General features: G+C 38.4%; 12 protein-coding genes, 2 tRNA genes and 1 riboswitch. Of the genes, 11 read left to right on the forward strand and 3 right to left on the reverse strand.

What is annotated here, in order from left to right; translation table 11 throughout:
* Positions 1 to 270: 270 nt before the first annotated feature.
* The 7 genes from U8519_RS07975 to U8519_RS08005 all read left to right on the forward strand — a co-directional run bounded on the left by U8519_RS07975 (position 271) and on the right by U8519_RS08005 (position 8249).
* Positions 271 to 786, forward strand: a complete 516-nt coding sequence (locus U8519_RS07975; RefSeq protein WP_334329793.1) for a GNAT family N-acetyltransferase — start codon at positions 271 to 273, stop codon at positions 784 to 786.
* A 114-nt stretch (positions 787 to 900) separates the two neighbouring features.
* The gene (locus U8519_RS07980; RefSeq protein WP_334329794.1) at positions 901 to 1335 is read left to right on the forward strand and encodes an LPXTG cell wall anchor domain-containing protein; all 435 of its coding nucleotides are present in this window, start codon (positions 901 to 903) and stop codon (positions 1333 to 1335) included.
* A gap of 139 nt (positions 1336 to 1474) precedes the next feature.
* Complete coding sequence (locus U8519_RS07985; RefSeq protein ID WP_334329795.1) at positions 1475 to 2245, forward strand: WxL domain-containing protein; 771 nt, start codon at positions 1475 to 1477, stop codon at positions 2243 to 2245.
* A gap of 106 nt (positions 2246 to 2351) precedes the next feature.
* Positions 2352 to 3452, forward strand: a complete 1101-nt coding sequence (locus tag U8519_RS07990; RefSeq protein ID WP_334329796.1) for a DUF3324 domain-containing protein — start codon at positions 2352 to 2354, stop codon at positions 3450 to 3452.
* Positions 3453 to 3557: 105 nt separating this feature from the next.
* Positions 3558 to 4538 (forward strand): WxL protein host-binding domain-containing protein, encoded by a 981-nt coding sequence (locus U8519_RS07995; RefSeq protein ID WP_334329797.1) that lies wholly within the window; start codon positions 3558 to 3560, stop codon positions 4536 to 4538.
* 1 nt (position 4539) lies between these two features.
* Positions 4540 to 5577, forward strand: a complete 1038-nt coding sequence (locus U8519_RS08000) for a DUF916 and DUF3324 domain-containing protein (protein WP_334329798.1) — start codon at positions 4540 to 4542, stop codon at positions 5575 to 5577.
* Positions 5578 to 5726: 149 nt separating this feature from the next.
* Positions 5727 to 8249 (forward strand): BspA family leucine-rich repeat surface protein, encoded by a 2523-nt coding sequence (locus U8519_RS08005; RefSeq protein ID WP_334329799.1) that lies wholly within the window; start codon positions 5727 to 5729, stop codon positions 8247 to 8249.
* Between the two features lie 24 nt (positions 8250 to 8273).
* On the opposite strand, the gene U8519_RS08010 is transcribed toward U8519_RS08005, so the two are convergent.
* Both U8519_RS08010 and U8519_RS08015 read right to left on the reverse strand, forming a co-directional pair.
* Positions 8274 to 9131 (reverse strand): hypothetical protein, encoded by an 858-nt coding sequence (locus U8519_RS08010; RefSeq protein WP_334329800.1) that lies wholly within the window; start codon positions 9129 to 9131, stop codon positions 8274 to 8276.
* Between the two features lie 23 nt (positions 9132 to 9154).
* Positions 9155 to 9772 (reverse strand): helix-turn-helix domain-containing protein, encoded by a 618-nt coding sequence (locus tag U8519_RS08015; protein ID WP_334329801.1) that lies wholly within the window; start codon positions 9770 to 9772, stop codon positions 9155 to 9157.
* Positions 9773 to 9864: 92 nt separating this feature from the next.
* A riboswitch (Lysine riboswitch) is annotated at positions 9865 to 10039 on the forward strand.
* An 88-nt stretch (positions 10040 to 10127) separates the two neighbouring features.
* Between U8519_RS08015 and U8519_RS08020 the strand changes: the two genes are divergently transcribed.
* The 4 genes from U8519_RS08020 (at position 10128) to U8519_RS08035 (ending at position 13451) form a co-directional block, all read left to right on the forward strand.
* Positions 10128 to 11579, forward strand: coding sequence for an amino acid permease (locus U8519_RS08020; RefSeq protein ID WP_334329802.1), 1452 nt, complete (start codon positions 10128 to 10130; stop codon positions 11577 to 11579).
* 289 nt (positions 11580 to 11868) lie between these two features.
* A complete protein-coding gene (gene serS / locus U8519_RS08025) occupies positions 11869 to 13158 on the forward strand; it encodes a serine--tRNA ligase (protein ID WP_334329803.1) in 1290 nt (429 codons plus the stop codon).
* A 65-nt stretch (positions 13159 to 13223) separates the two neighbouring features.
* A tRNA-Asn gene (locus U8519_RS08030) sits at positions 13224 to 13296 on the forward strand.
* A gap of 82 nt (positions 13297 to 13378) precedes the next feature.
* Positions 13379 to 13451 (forward strand) — tRNA-Thr (locus U8519_RS08035).
* Between the two features lie 575 nt (positions 13452 to 14026).
* Here the strand turns inward: U8519_RS08035 and U8519_RS08040 are convergent.
* Positions 14027 to 15025 carry an aldo/keto reductase gene (locus U8519_RS08040; protein ID WP_334329804.1) on the reverse strand — a complete coding sequence of 333 codons (999 nt, stop codon included), beginning with the start codon at positions 15023 to 15025 and terminating at the stop codon, positions 14027 to 14029.
* Between the last annotated feature and the right edge of the window lie 416 nt (positions 15026 to 15441).

The following is a 15441-nucleotide window of genomic DNA, read 5'->3' on the forward strand; positions in this document are numbered from 1 at the left end:
CGTATTGTGCAAAGTTAAAAATCGAGGATCAAGACCAAGGCTTGATCCGGCTCACAGCGGCTTACTCTTTTTCAAACGTAGGAGGAATAGATAGCGAAGGCAATTCTCGAAGATTGTTTCTTTTGTGTTTTGTTGTAAAAGATGCACAATATACTTATTGACGCTTCGATTATCGGCTTCAGCCTTTTCGGCAACTTTCTGGTAGAGATCCTCGTCCGATATCACTTCGATATAATGGCGTTAGTAAATAGATTGATTGAGGAAGATTAGATGCATTTAATAGGAAACAAAGTAATCATACGTAATTTTCAAGAGGGGGACTTCGATGCCTTCTATGAATTAGTCAAGAATAAACGTAATCATGAACTGTCAGGGATGGAGTATACGACTGATATTAATGAAGCTAAGCGGATATTCGACCGGTATTTGAAACTAGAAACTTCTTATTGTATAGCGTTGAAAGAGAACTCATTAATGGTAGGAATCATTGAGTTGAATGAACGTGGTTTGAATAGCGGTTTGGAGTTGACTAGAGAACTCGGTTTTATAATAGAAGAAAAATACCGCCAGCAGCATCTTGCGACTGAGGCGGTAGAATTGATGATCAAGTATAGTTTTGAGGAATTGAAGCTGACAGAACTGTGGGCGGCAGCCGAAAAACACAATATTGCCCCTCAAAAACTGCTTGTCAAACAAAATTTCAAATATATTTATGAGGTGGACCAGAATTTCACCCTATTGGACAATACCAATGATCTGATCGAATATTACCTACTCAAGCCATAGTGTCACTTCTCGTAAGAATTTCTTAACAAATACGAACTTGCAGGGAAGAAATAGATGATAAACTAGTAATCGGTAAGGAGATAATAGACTGATTTTGATGAGAGGTTTTTCGATATGAAAAAAAGACAAAGAACTAGAAAAAGTCTTTCATTGAAAAAGCGAATAGTCGGTTATTTTGCAATTGCCGTAATTGTTCTAGGAGTTGTTGGCGGATTCAGCATTAACCATGTTATCGCTGAGTCTACTAATAACTCTGGGGGCGTAGCTAGATCAGAGGCTGTCGTTGCCAACACTGATGATTCAGGAGATGGCGGCACAGGATCTAATGCCCATGTGTTAGTAACTGGTGATAATACCGGTGAAAGCACAAATGCAGGTCCTACAACCAAAGATGTAGGTTATACCCCATCGGTAAATGTAAATAACATGTCATCTTATCCGCAAACGGGAGATGCGCACGAGTATGGATATGTTATTATGGGCTTTTCAATTTTGATTGGTCTGTTCGCTTTTTATATGAAGAAGATCCACCGTTTCACCACTGATTAAGGCTTACGAAAAAAGTTCAGATTTTGAAAATTCGCTTTACGAAATATGAAGTGTACGCAACGGAAAATCTGATAACATAGTAACCGTAATCAAGAAGAACTTAAAAAAATAATTTTTCTATATCAGGGAGGATATAAACATGAAATTATCAAAAAACGTTTTAGTAGGTAGCTTAGCTTCAGCAGGTATGGTATTAGGATTAGTTGCACCAGCAACAACAGCGTTCGCTGCTACAGGTTCATTTGAACAACAAGAAGATGGTACAGTTGTTTCAAAAGCAACAACAGGTACATTGAACAGCTCAAATTATATTGCAATTGCTGATTCTGATACAAAGGCAGAAGGAGATGCTACAGGAGCATCTGCTAAGTCAAATGTTAATGTTGATGTTATCTCAGGACTATTAGTACTTAAAGATGTTCCTAATCTTGGATTTGGTTCAGCCGTTGCCGGTCAAAAGAATGCCAAATTGGTAGATAATAATGCCGAAGGTGACAATAATGATGGTGACAATAACCCTAATGGTGATTTGACAGTTCAAGATTCACGTGCAGACCAACCAGGATTTAAATTAACAGCTTCATTAGGATCATTTACAGGTGGACCATCAAAGGGTGGATTTGTTCTAACATTGAACCCTACAGATATTGCAAATGATGCTGATGGTGTAACAGTAGATCCTGCAGCTACAGCACAAAAAACAAGTGAAGCCATTCTTAGTGATACTGGAGCAGCTGGAACAGTTATGAATATGACAAAGGGATCATATAAAGCCGGTGCAGTTACTGCACAATTCCACACTCCAGCAGATGCATCATTGGCTGTTCCTACAGATGCTCAAGGTACAAATGCTGTAACTTCATACAAGAGTACAATTACATGGACACTTGCAGCAGCTCCTGAAGCTTAAAGACAAATAATATTAGTTTAATGAATTATGTAAAAACCACTACACTAGTAGTGGTTTTTACTTTATAATAAAAGCAATGGTGGTTAGTATTAATGGAGGATTAAGTATGAAAAATATTATAAGTAAACTCGTTTTTACTGTCATGTCGATTATTGGTATCTTTTCTTTTGCATCTAATAATATTACAAATGTAAAAGCAGCGACAAATGGTGGATATGCATTACAAGTTTTAGGAAAATCTAACGATAATGTAAATATAGATAACGGATCATATGTTATTACAGGTGATCCTGGTCAAAAGGTAGAAGTAAAACTGGGGATTGTTAATCAGGAAAGTGATACTAGAACTTTTTTGTATAATGCTAATACTGCTTATACAACCGACAACGGAAATTTAGGATATGATAAGACCAAAGTAGTGGATTCTTCACTAAAAATTCAAACAAGAAATATAGTTACACCTAATAAGGGAACCATATCCATTCCAGGAAAGTCTACTGCAACAGTAACTGCAACGATAACTGTACCCAAAAAAAGCTTTGATGGTTATTTAATGGGTGGTTTTAATGTTAGTCCCTATAAAGAAAAGGCAAAGGGTACCGTAACTTCAAATGGTACTTTAATAAAGAACAAGTTTAGTTATTCTATTCCAATACAAATACATCAAACTGGAAAAGATAAAATTGAGCCAAAATATTCTGTTAGAACTGTAAAACCTAATACTGTTGCAGCTACTAATGGTAAAGAGCCTGGTGTTCTAGCAAATGTCCATAATTCTAATAATTCTTATTCTGGTAGTTTGAGTGCAGAAGCCATCGTAACTAAAAAAGGTGACAAGAAATTTAAAATAACAAATAAAAGCACCAGTCAAGAAATAGCACCAACTTCAAATTATAATTATTCAATTTCTTGGGGCAAGAAATCACTTCAAGCGGGTGATTATCATCTGAAGTTAACTTATAAAACTGCTGGTGGTATAAAGAGCTGGGTTCTTAATAAGGACTTTACAATTACTAATTCTGATGCTGCTAAGTATAATAAACTTGCAGGTATCAAGCCTAATTATATGTGGTTGTACATTCTTCTAGCAATCTTAGCTCTAGCTATTATTCTAGGATTAGGTATTTATCTAGGTAAGAAAAACAACAAGAACAACGGCAATAATGGTGGACCAAATAATCAACCAACTAGAAGACGTCGTCGTTAATATTTTAAAATTAAAAATTAAATTGAGCTGTTCCAAGACTTGGAACGGCTTTTTTAGTATTATTGATGTGTACACACATATCTAGGCTTATGGAGTTAAGAAAACATGAAGAGAAAAATGTTCTATTTATTATCAGTTGTTTGTTTCTGTATGCTGTTTATATTTATGACACCCAAGACTGCTCATGCAGATATTAATGGTGTAACAGTAACTCCATTAATTGGTGATTCAGATGTCACTGATAAATTTCAAATTATTGGTAAAAAAGATGGAGTAAAAAAATTAAAAATATCTATTGGTAACTTTGGTATTAGAGCACTCAGACTCAGGGTCGTACCGACTAATGCCACAACTTCATCTGATGGAAAAATTGCTTATACTGAGAATATAAAAACTGGTGATTATGGGTTACAGTCTGCATTTGCGGATATGACTAAGCCTCAAACTGTAACTTTAAAAACAAGTCAGACTAAAGATTTAACTTTTAACGTGAAGTTACCTGATAAGAAGTTAAAGGGATTAATCATAGGTGGTCTAAAGGTATACGATGTTAATCGAAATGAAAGGGGAAACTCAGTTATTCCTGTGTGGATAACTGAGGACAATAAGGCTGTCGGTGGAATACTAAGCTTGCACAGTTTGTCATTAGGGGTGGAGCATTATCAACCTCATGTTTACGTTAACCTCCAGAACAACCAACCAGGTATGATGAAAAAAGTTATAGTTCATGCCACAGTCAAACGTGAAAGCTGGTTAGATAGGTTCAACATGGGACCTAAGAAAATGACGGCTGATCTGACTTATCCGAAAGTTGCCCCTAATTCCAAGATACCAATTGATTTCAACCAGAATCAAACACCGATTGCTCCAGGTAAGTATAAGGTCAAGGGTGTAGCCAGAAGTGGTAAGGCTGTTTGGAATTTCAAGAAAACCTATACGATTACCCAGAAACAAGCTAATGATATCAACTCACGTTGTAAGAACTTGGTCTATGATAAGTCAATTACGTACATCTTGATCGTACTTGTATTGGTATCTCTCGTCGTATTGATCTTTTGGGGAATTTGGCATCAGAATAGGAGTTAATATGAAACGTAAAATTTTATTTGTATTTACTATATTATTATCGTTTATAAGTTTTGCATATCCAACTAAGGCTAATGCGGCAGCTGACAAATCATATTCAGTTCAAGCGGTATTACCTGATAATCAGATCGATAAGAACGAGTCTTACTTTGACCTGAAGGTTGAGCCTAATAAGGAACAAGACTTGAAGGTTATGATCATTAATACTGGTAGTAAGCCGATTAAGGTACAAGCTGAGGTCAACGATGCTTATACGGCTGACTCTGGTGTTATTGGTTATGACAAGTACAATGTGAAGTTGTACAAGAATCAGAATCCTTCATTGAGTTCTTTAGTTGATGGCAAACGCAAGACAACGGTTAATCTGAAAGTCGGTCAAGCTAAGACGGTTAGTTTCAAAGTTAAGTCGCCTTCTAGTGAATATACTGGAATTATCCTAGGTGGTGTAACGACAACAGCCAATGTTAGTCCAACTAAATCTAAGAATATTAACATCAAGAATCAGGTTAGATATGTTAAAGGTGTTGTCTTGCGTTCAAAAGACGATGGGGTGACTCCTAATATGCATATGACTAACGCCAAGCCTAAGTCAGTCGCTGGTAACTCTGGTATTGCCTATACCATGGATAACACTGCACCAATCAATATCAATGAGGTTACGTTAAAGGCTAAGATCTATCACAATAGTGATACGACGAAGTATAATGCTAAGAACTTACAAATTGCACCAAATTCACAGTTTAATTATTTCATTCCCGTTAAGGATTTGAGTGCAGGTAAGTACAAGGCAGTTATAACTGTTAAGAGCAAGGCTGGATATGAGAAGACCTTTACTAGAACTATTTCCGTAAGTAAGAGTGATGTCGATTATGTCGAAGAACAAGCTGAACAAAAGACCGGTCGGAAGAGTAATCAATGGATCATAATTATCGTCGGTATTATTGCCTTGATTCTGGTTGCCTTGTGGATGTTCTTGTATTATTCACAACGTAATAAGTCCACTGGATCGCATGGTAAGAAGACTAGAAGTCGTAAGTAGATTCAAAATAAGCCGCAAGGCTTATTTTTTTGCATAATTTACTAGCCAATTATGCAAAAATGCCCTTTTAGGGTAATAAAATGTGTCATAATGAAAGCGTATATAAATAACTTTATTACATGTTTTTTATAAATTGGAGGGAGACTTTTATGAAACACATGCGATTTAAATCCGACTCTAATATGGTTGTAAAAAGGAAATTATTTACGGTTGAAAAAAAGTGGGCGATCGTATCAACACTTTCTTTTGCAGGAATCCTTTTAGGAGGAGCATTAACCGGTGTAGATGTGCGCGCTGACTCTGATGTAGTAGGAACATCAGATACAGTAGCTTCAAGTAGTACGACCACGAATGATCCAAATGTTGTACAAGATCAGGATCAGTCTGTGACAGCAAATGTAACTATACAGTCTAATCTAGGCGCTATTACTGTAAATGATGTTACAGGTAATGAAGGTCAAACCGTGCCCGTTACCGTACCAGTAAAAACTGAATATAAAGCTGATAAGAGTATGGTAATAGCCAATGTGAACAACGATGGAACTATAACGACTGATGAAACTGTTGATTATACCGCCATTGAAACTAATGATGATCAAACTAATTCTGAATCTATTAGTACGTATTCATTAGCTAGTGCTCCAGTTGAAAATGGGGAAAATGATGTAAGTACTGACGATACAACAGCTGATACAAATAATATTGTTGATAGCGGTCAATTTGGAACATCGAATTGGACTATTGATGATACTGGGGTATTACACATTGGTGCTGGTGAATTAGGTTCACGCAATGATGAATATTGGGTAGACAGTAATTATTCGAATAATATTACGTCAATTCAAATAGACGATTCTGTTACAGCTAATGAAGATTCTAGTTATTTGTTTGAAGGATTAAAAAATGTGACTCAAATTAATGGACTTAACAAATTAGATACTAGTAATGTAACGAATATGAGTCGTATGTTTTCTGGTATGTCTGCGGTAAAAGATTTAGACTTATCATCCTTTGATACAAGTAATGTAACATCGATGGGCTATATGTTTTCTGATATGTCTGCGGTAAAAGATTTAGATTTATCATCCTTTGATACAAGTAAAGTTACAATTATGCAATATATGTTTTCAAATATGTCTTCGATAAAAAATTTGGATTTGTCATCCTTTGATACAAGTAATGTAATGAATATGCAGGCTATGTTTGCAGTTTCTTCATCATTGCAGGCACTAGATATATCTAATTTTGATATGTTTTCCAATAAAAACACAAGAGCTATGTTTGGTTCCACTAATATTTATAAGTTAAAACTAGGCAAAAAGGTTGTCTTTTTGAAAAATGATAGACCCACACCTTTTCCTAACGTTAGCCCTGAGTATTATGCAGTGGGTAGTGGTACTGAAAATGACCCAAAGGGTGAAAAAGATGGGGGCGAACTAACTGATGTATTTAACAAATATTTAACACCTGCTGAGCAGAGAGACAACAATGAACAGTATAGTAAATTCGATGAAACATATGTCCGTACTGAGGATGCCACTTTGTTGGTATCTGTACCGTACAGTGATGAATCACGTGAAAGCTACGAAATTAAAGAAACTGCTCATGGAGTGCCGGGTAATGAAGTTACTGCAGATATTGAAATCCCAGCAGTTGAAGGATATACCCTATATCAGAATGGAACTAAGTTAGTTGCCGATGATGATGGCAATTATCTTGTAACGATTTCGGGAACTATTGAAGGACCGGACGATAATGAAGCATTCAATGTAAGTACAAATGATCATATTGAATACAGACAGAATCCTGTTTCGGGAACTGTAACGATCCCTTCAAACCATAAGGACCCAGTAGAAGTGGAAGCTAGCGGTGAAAAAGGCACTATTATAACAATAGATGTCCCAGGATATCCAGGATACACAGCTGACAAGGAGACTGTCGAAGTATCGATCGACGAGGATGGTAACTTCTCGGTAGTTGATCCTACAGGGGCAGGGTATGTTACTTATACTAAGAACCCAACTAATAACGGCGGTGGTTCTTCAACTTCTACGCCAACTTCTGAAATAACGGATGTGAATATTGATGTGGCAACATTCGCTGATCAACCTGCAGCAAGGCTGTACGATACTCAAGGTCAATTGATCACTAATCGTGCTTTGCAGCCGAATACTTGCTGGTTCGCTGATAAGAAGTTGACTAGAGATGGTGTTTCGTACTATCGTGTAGCAACTGACGAGTGGGTCAAGATGGACGATGTCTATGTCTATACGGCAAACAACAAGTTTATCAAGACTTACAATGACTCAAGTAAGGACTTGCTCAATGCCCATCAAGTCAAATTGGGCAGACAATTGCGTGCTAATAGTGATTGGGTAACGGATATTTATACTTACATGAATGGTACTAAGTACTATCGTGTAGGAAGCAATGAATTCGTCAGTGCTGATGATGCCTTGGAGTACACGCCAATACATGCGGTAGTGCAAACTAATAATTACAACGTAACGGTCTATGATGAACGTGGTCATGCGGTAACTAATAGGCAATTGACGGCGAATAGTAGTTGGATAACTGATAAGACTGCTGTCATTGATGGCTTCACAATGTATCGTGTGGCTACTGATGAGTGGGTTAGAGCTGTTGATGTAGTGAATGTTAAAGAGAATTAATGCAAAAAAAATAAGCCGCAAGGCTTATTTTTTTGTCTTTTTCTTCTTATCAGCGTCACGAGCTTTGAGCTTATCAACGTAGACTTGATTTAATCTGACTAGCAACCAGATGTAATCAGTTCGTGTATTGGTGATATTCCAAGGGATAACTTTCATATTCTTTGGATAGAGATCTAATTCATAATCACGAGGTAAGATGTCCAAGGTTGAGATCAGGACGTCAACGTCTTTGTATTGATCACTAGGAACGACTTGGACGAATTCTAGTGTTCTAACGTTTCTCAGCACAACTTCTTCGGCGGCGTTACCGGGATCGACTAGGACTTTGACATGAATATAATCTTGCTTCTGAATCGTATTGATATAACTAGGCAGGATCTGATACAAGTCATGGGCGATAGCTTCGGCACCGTTGTGTACGCCGTGATATTCGGCATCGTCGACATCGGAGAAGAACTCATGGATATCTTGATAGAGGGATGACAAGGACTTGGTATCTTCAGGATTCTTGTCGTAGTAGCTGCCTTTAACGATACCGTCGTTAGCCATGATGTAATAGAAGATAATATCACGTGAGACGTAAGTCATGATATCTTTTAGGACTTTTTGGTTGTGATAAACGGTCATATCATCACGATAGTGTTCCTTGAGGAAGTCAATGAAGTGATAGACCAAGGCATAGAACTTGGGATTGATTCTGACATCGAAGTTCATTGGCTGTGCATAGATCTCAGCACTAGGTTGGAAGACCATCTTGTGGAACAAGTTGAGTAGTTTGTTCTCATTATCTAAGGCGTTGATCGGTACGATCGTGTAGTCTTCACGACGCAATACGTCTTCACCGAGTTTTTGATTACCGAAGACATCGTTATATTTATCCATACTGGTAATATAATTACGTTTGGTCAGTCTAATACGCGATATGGCGAGGAAGTGATAGGATTACTGAATGTCTTGCCAGAGCGGTCGATAATGTCGTCTATGTCGTCTTGCTTGATCAGTAGGAATGGCCATTCTTGACCATGATAGATATACCAGTAGACGAAGTATGCCATCCAACGGATACATTTTTCGTCACCTTTGATCTCCAGGGTGGAGTTAGAAATCTTTAAGCCGAAGTTTTTTAGGAACGATCTGAAGGAAGACATTCTTCTATTAAGTGTTGATTTACTAGTGAAGTGTTCATTACTGAAGGCTTCAAAGGACGGATTGGCGTTAGTTAGTCCGTAATTGAAGGCTTGGAAGACAATGGAATTTTGGACTAAATACAATCTGTATGTGTCGATAGCGATTTTTGAAAAATCGATCGATTCGATCTTAGTCACCTTCGGATCCATATCCGGTGCTACTTCCATGATATCTTCGAGTAAGGCTTGGAAGATATTGTAAGTCTTCTGATAAGTGAATTGCATTCTATTACTGATATTACTAAGGTTGAGCTCCTGTGGTGGCAATGATTTTATCACCGTGAGCATCCGATATTTTTCAACATCTTGCTTTACTAAGAACACTTGCTCCAACATGTTCAATTCCCCCGACTCTGGCTTATTAAATAAAACAGAATTAATTTGTGACACTACTTGCTACTATGGTAACATTTATTTATAATATTTTGTAATCAGATAGAGGCGCATTGTCAATAATTAGCACTTTTGAGTATGATAGGGTACAAAGATTTAGTGTAAAAGGTGACAATGCCGAAACTTCATTACCCCTATTGGTAATCTTGTTGGGCCGTTATTTAAGAGATAACGGACTGTCGCACATTGGTGCGTTGGGCTATTGATCATTTGGATGAAAATCGAATCCTTATTGTCAGTAGTTTCTTCTGGTAATAAGGATTTTTTTGTAAAATCCAAGATGGGGGAAACGAAAAAAATGGAAAATACTGATGTGAATCGGTCGTTGAAAACTAGACATCTGTCCATGATTGCTCTTGGTGGGTCAATCGGTACTGGACTCTTCGTTGCTAGTGGTTCGTCAATTTCGACTGCCGGTCCCGGAGGAGCATTGGTGGCATATGTTGCCATTGGTGTGATGGTTTACTTTTTAATGACTAGTTTAGGAGAGATGGCTACATATATGCCGGTTTCAGGGTCGTTTGCGACATACGCTACTAAGTTTATCGACCCCGCCTTTGGCTTCGCTTTAGGGTGGAATTATTGGTTCAACTGGGCAATTACGTTAGCTGTTGATCTTTCAACTATTTCGATTGTTGTTAAGTATTGGTTCCCAAGTTGGTCGTCTTGGAAGATCAGTTTGAGCTTCCTAGTTATTTTATTGATTATCAATCTAGTTTCAGTTGGTTCATTCGGTGAGACTGAGTATTGGTTGTCATCGATTAAGGTTACTGCGGTTATCGTCTTCTTGATCGTTGGTATTTTAACGATCATGGGTATTCTTGGTGGCGATGGACAAGCCATCGGTTTGAGTAACTACACATACAAACATGCACCATTCGTTGGCGGAGTGCCAGCGGTACTGAGCGTCTTCGTTGTTGCTGGATTCTCGTTCCAGGGTACTGAGTTGATCGGTATCACTGCCGGTGAGTCAGCAACACCTGAGAAGAGTATTCCTAAGGCTATCAAACAAGTTTTCTGGAGAATTCTTCTATTCTATATTTTATCTATTGCGGTTATTGGAGCAATTATTCCTTATACAAGTCCTAACTTATTAGGTTCAGAGGCTGGCGATATTGCTATCAGTCCATTTACGATCGTCTTCAAGAAGGTCGGTATCCCATTAGCTGCTGGTATCATGAATGCTGTTATTTTGACGTCAGTTATTTCAGCTGCTAACTCTGGTCTGTACGCTGCCAGTCGTATGCTGTGGTCAATGAGTAAGAATGACATGGCACCACATACGTTCGAGAGAACTAACAACCGTGGTGTGCCGGTATTTTCACTTCTACTCACTGCCTTAGTCGGTGGTGCCGCTTTGTTCACTAGTTTGTACGGTGATTCATTCTATGAATTACTAGTTGCGGCCAGTGGATTGACAGGATTCATCGCTTGGATCGGAATTGCCTTCTCGCATTATCGTTTCAGAAAGGCCTATATCAACAAGGGATACAGCTTGGATGATTTGAAGTACAAGGCTAAGTGGTTCCCATTTGGTCCGATCCTAGCGATCATCCTTGGTATCATCATCATTATTGGTCAAGATATTCGTTCATTAGTTAACTTTAACGTAATGCGTCTCTTGATCAGTTACAGTGGACTAATTGTCTTGTTCGTCTGCTGGGCATACTACAAGATCCGTCACCACACGAAGTTCTTGAAGTTGGACGACATCGATGTTGAACATACTAAGAGACATTATCATTATTAATTTGAATTTTAATGGATTTTAAATTACTATATAGATAAATAAACAAAGCCAAGAGAGTACCTATTTGAGAATCTTTCAGAGAAGCGATGGTTGGTGTGAATCGCTAAGATTTCTATTCCAGTATTCTAGCTAACGGGTAATGCCGTTCGGATTGATCCGATATCGTCTGTGAGTGCAATGTATTTGTTATACATTGAAACTGGGTGGTACCGCGAAAAGTAGTCGATTCGTCCCTTTACGGGATGAGTGGCTACTTTTTTTGTTTACAAATTTTAGGAGGAAAAAATCAATGCTTGATATTAAGATGATCAGACAAAATCCAGATTGGACTAAGAAAAAATTAGAGTCACGTGGTGTTACAGCTGAAGAGATCGATCACTTGTTGGATCTAGATAAGAATCGCCGTGATCTATTAGTTCAAAGTGAAACACTAAAGGAGAAGAGAAACAAAGTTTCTCAAGGTATCGCTGAAAAGAAACGTAATAAAGAAAATGCTGACCAAGAAATTGCGGACATGAAGCAAGTTGGTGCTGACATCAAAGACTTGGACGCTAAGTTGGAAGATACAGCTGACAAGATGAACTATATCTTAGTTCGTCTACCTAATATTCCTGATGATTCAGTTCCTGTTGGACCTGACGAAAGTTACAATAAGGAAGTTCGTAAGTGGGGAGATATTCCTGAATACAGCTTCACACCAAAGCATCACTGGGAAATCGGTGAAGATCTAGGTATCTTGGACTTCGATCAAGCTGCTAAGGTTTCTGGTAGTCGTTTTGTTTACTACATTGGTATGGGTGCTAGACTTGAACGTGCTGTTTACAACTTCATGTTGGATCAACACCAAAAGGAAGGCTATACAGAAATGATCACACCTTACTTGGTCAACAGCCAAGCAATGTTTGGTACATCTCAATTCCCTAAGTTTACTGAAGATGTTTATACGGTTATGGTTGATGAGAACCCATTGACATTGATCCCTACAGCCGAAGTTCCATTGACAAACTACTTTGCTGGCAAGATCCTTGATGGTAAGGAACTTCCTAAGAAGGTCACAGCTCTATCACCAAGTTTCCGTTCAGAAGCAGGTAGTGCCGGCCGTGATACTCGTGGTTTGATCCGTATGCACCAATTCAACAAGGTTGAAATGGTTAAGGTTACTAGACCAGAACAATCATTCGCTGAATTAGAGAAGATGACAGCTGATGCTGAAAACATCTTGAAGAAGTTGAACATTCCTTATCACGTAATCGTGCTATCAAGTGGGGATGCTAGTTTCAGTTCAACTAAGACATATGACCTTGAAACATGGTTGCCAGGACAAGGCAAGTACCGTGAAATCTCAAGTTGTTCAAACTGTCTAGACTTCCAAGCACGTCGTGCCCAAATTCGTTACCGTGATGAAAATGGCAAGGCTCAACTAGTTCACACATTGAACGGTTCAGGTTTGGCTGTTGGTAGATGTGTGGCTTCAATTCTTGAAAACTATCAAAACGAAGACGGATCAGTTACAATTCCTGACGTTTTGGTACCTTACATGGGTGGAGTTACAAAAATTACTAAAGAAAATGCTAAATAGATATTGACGTTTTATTAGTAGATTGATAAAATTTAATAGTTGTTGAAAAGCGACTATTGAATTATTCCGGATTAGCTCAGTTGGTAGAGCATCTGACTGTTAATCAGGGTGTCGTCAGTTCGAGTCTGACATCCGGAGTTATATACTTAGGAAAAACCTAGGTGCGCTGATAATACATCTAGTTCTTGCGAATTAGATGTATTTTTTTATAGGCGCTTTTGCCATCTTAGCTCAGTTGGTAGAGCATCGGTATCGTAAACCGGCGGTCACAGGTTCGAATCCTGCAGATGGCACTATGTGTATTTAGAACATCTTTTGAATAGATGTTCTTTTTTTGTTTTATGGGGGATGCCGTCTCCAGAGAAAAGTATCTCCGCTCGCTGTATGACCGGTTCCAGCCAAGGTCTGGAACCTCGCTTTAGAACTTTTCTGAGGACCGAAAATTTCTAAAGTCGTCAGTGTTGTAAGAACGGAAGACCACCGTTCGACAACACTATTACGGCTAGCTCCGATACTTTTCTCTGGAGACTTAGATACTCTTTAAATATTTGTGATCAAAAAAATCTGTTAGAAATCCTTATTGGAATTCCTAACAGATTTTTTACTTTATAGTAATTATATACCGACAAACAAAGGCCCCAGACGAAGTCAGAGGGGAAGTCGGAGGTTGAAGATGAAAAAATCCCGCAGTGGCAGTGGTGTTAAACGAGTGAACTTCTCGTTTTTACAGCACTAGACGTATTTTGAAATTCGCGGGTTTGCGCGAAGTTCAAAATCGAGTCTGGAGACCAAGGCTCCAGACGTTCTACACAGCAGGATTTTTCATCTTCGACCGGAGACGGAAACAGCAGTAGAACACCACACTACCTTAACCCCTGATCAAACCGTCAATCTCACTAACCTCATCAGCAGAAAACTTCAAATTATCCAAAGCACCTAAGTTCTCATCCAAGTGCTCAACACTAGTAGTACCGATAATTACACTAGCCACGACCGGATCCTTCAATAACCAAGCTAGTGACATTTGACTGAGTGTTTGATCACGATTCTTAGCAATGTCGTTTAGCTTATTCAGCTTAGCAACCAAGGCATCTTGACCCTTGTCCAACAAATCAGTATTAGTGCGATGGATGTTGAAGTCGTCAGTAATGCCGTTGAGATAACGATCTGACAATAGTCCTTCGCATAATGGGCCGTAGGCAATTGCACCAACGCCATTATCTTCGAGTAGTTTTGCCAAACCACTAGTTTCAACGTGATCGTTCAATAGATTCATACTCATTTGATCAAGTACGAAGGGAGTACCTAATTTTTTGAACAATGAAATAGCTTGCTTGAGTTCTGGTACTTCGTAATTTGAAACACCAACATAGAGTGCTTTACCGGAACGAACAATATCGTCCAATGCTCGAACTGTTTCTTCAATTGGTGTTTGGTCATCGTAACGGTGGGCATAATAAATATCCACATAGTCAAGGTTCAATCTTTGTAGTGAATCATCGATATCTTGAAGTAATGACTTGCGAGAAGTACCGATACCGTAAGGACCATCGTGGATCTCGTAACCAGCTTTGGTAGAAATAACTAGTTCATCACGATATGGTTTCAAGTCGTCTTTTAGGATTTGACCAAGTAGTTCCTCGGAAGTTCCGAAGCCGGTTTGACCATCGCCATAGTGATTAGCAACATCGAAGTGGAAGACTCCTTTGTCAAAGGCGTGCAAAATAACTTTTCGACGTTCGCTCAGTGGATCAGCACTACCAAAGTGGCGCCATAATCCTAGAGAAATTGGTGGAAGCATTAGGCCGGTAGAACCGGCGTGACGCACAGAATTATTGTTGTAACGATTATCTGATGCAGTATACATTTTATTGACCTCCCAATTATTAAATACTCTTTAATGGTAAGCTAACGTGGATTTTTACTCAAGAATAGCATTGTTAAAAGAGCACAAAAAAATAGGCTCGCCTCTTGGGGGGACGAGCCTATTTTGTGTCACACATACTGTGTAACGGGTTACCAGTAGTGCAAGTGGCCAGATATGATTATGTGAGGTTTCCAAATTTGTCAAAAATAGAGAGGGATTTTATTAATTAATGAAAGCATTCAATCAGTGATCATCGGAATGGGAAAATGGAAACTGACGAAACTAACTCGATAAGTATAAATTGATTGAGGGGGGCAATTTATATTTACTTTGAGTTGTAATAGAACCTGCTACGATATGAGGATGTGTACCGTAACACGTTTTACTTATTTAATAAAAGGAAGGAATTGCATTGG

The sequence above is a fragment of the Companilactobacillus sp. HBUAS59699 genome (assembly GCF_036913575.1).
Taxonomy (GTDB): Bacteria; Bacillota; Bacilli; order Lactobacillales; family Lactobacillaceae; genus Companilactobacillus.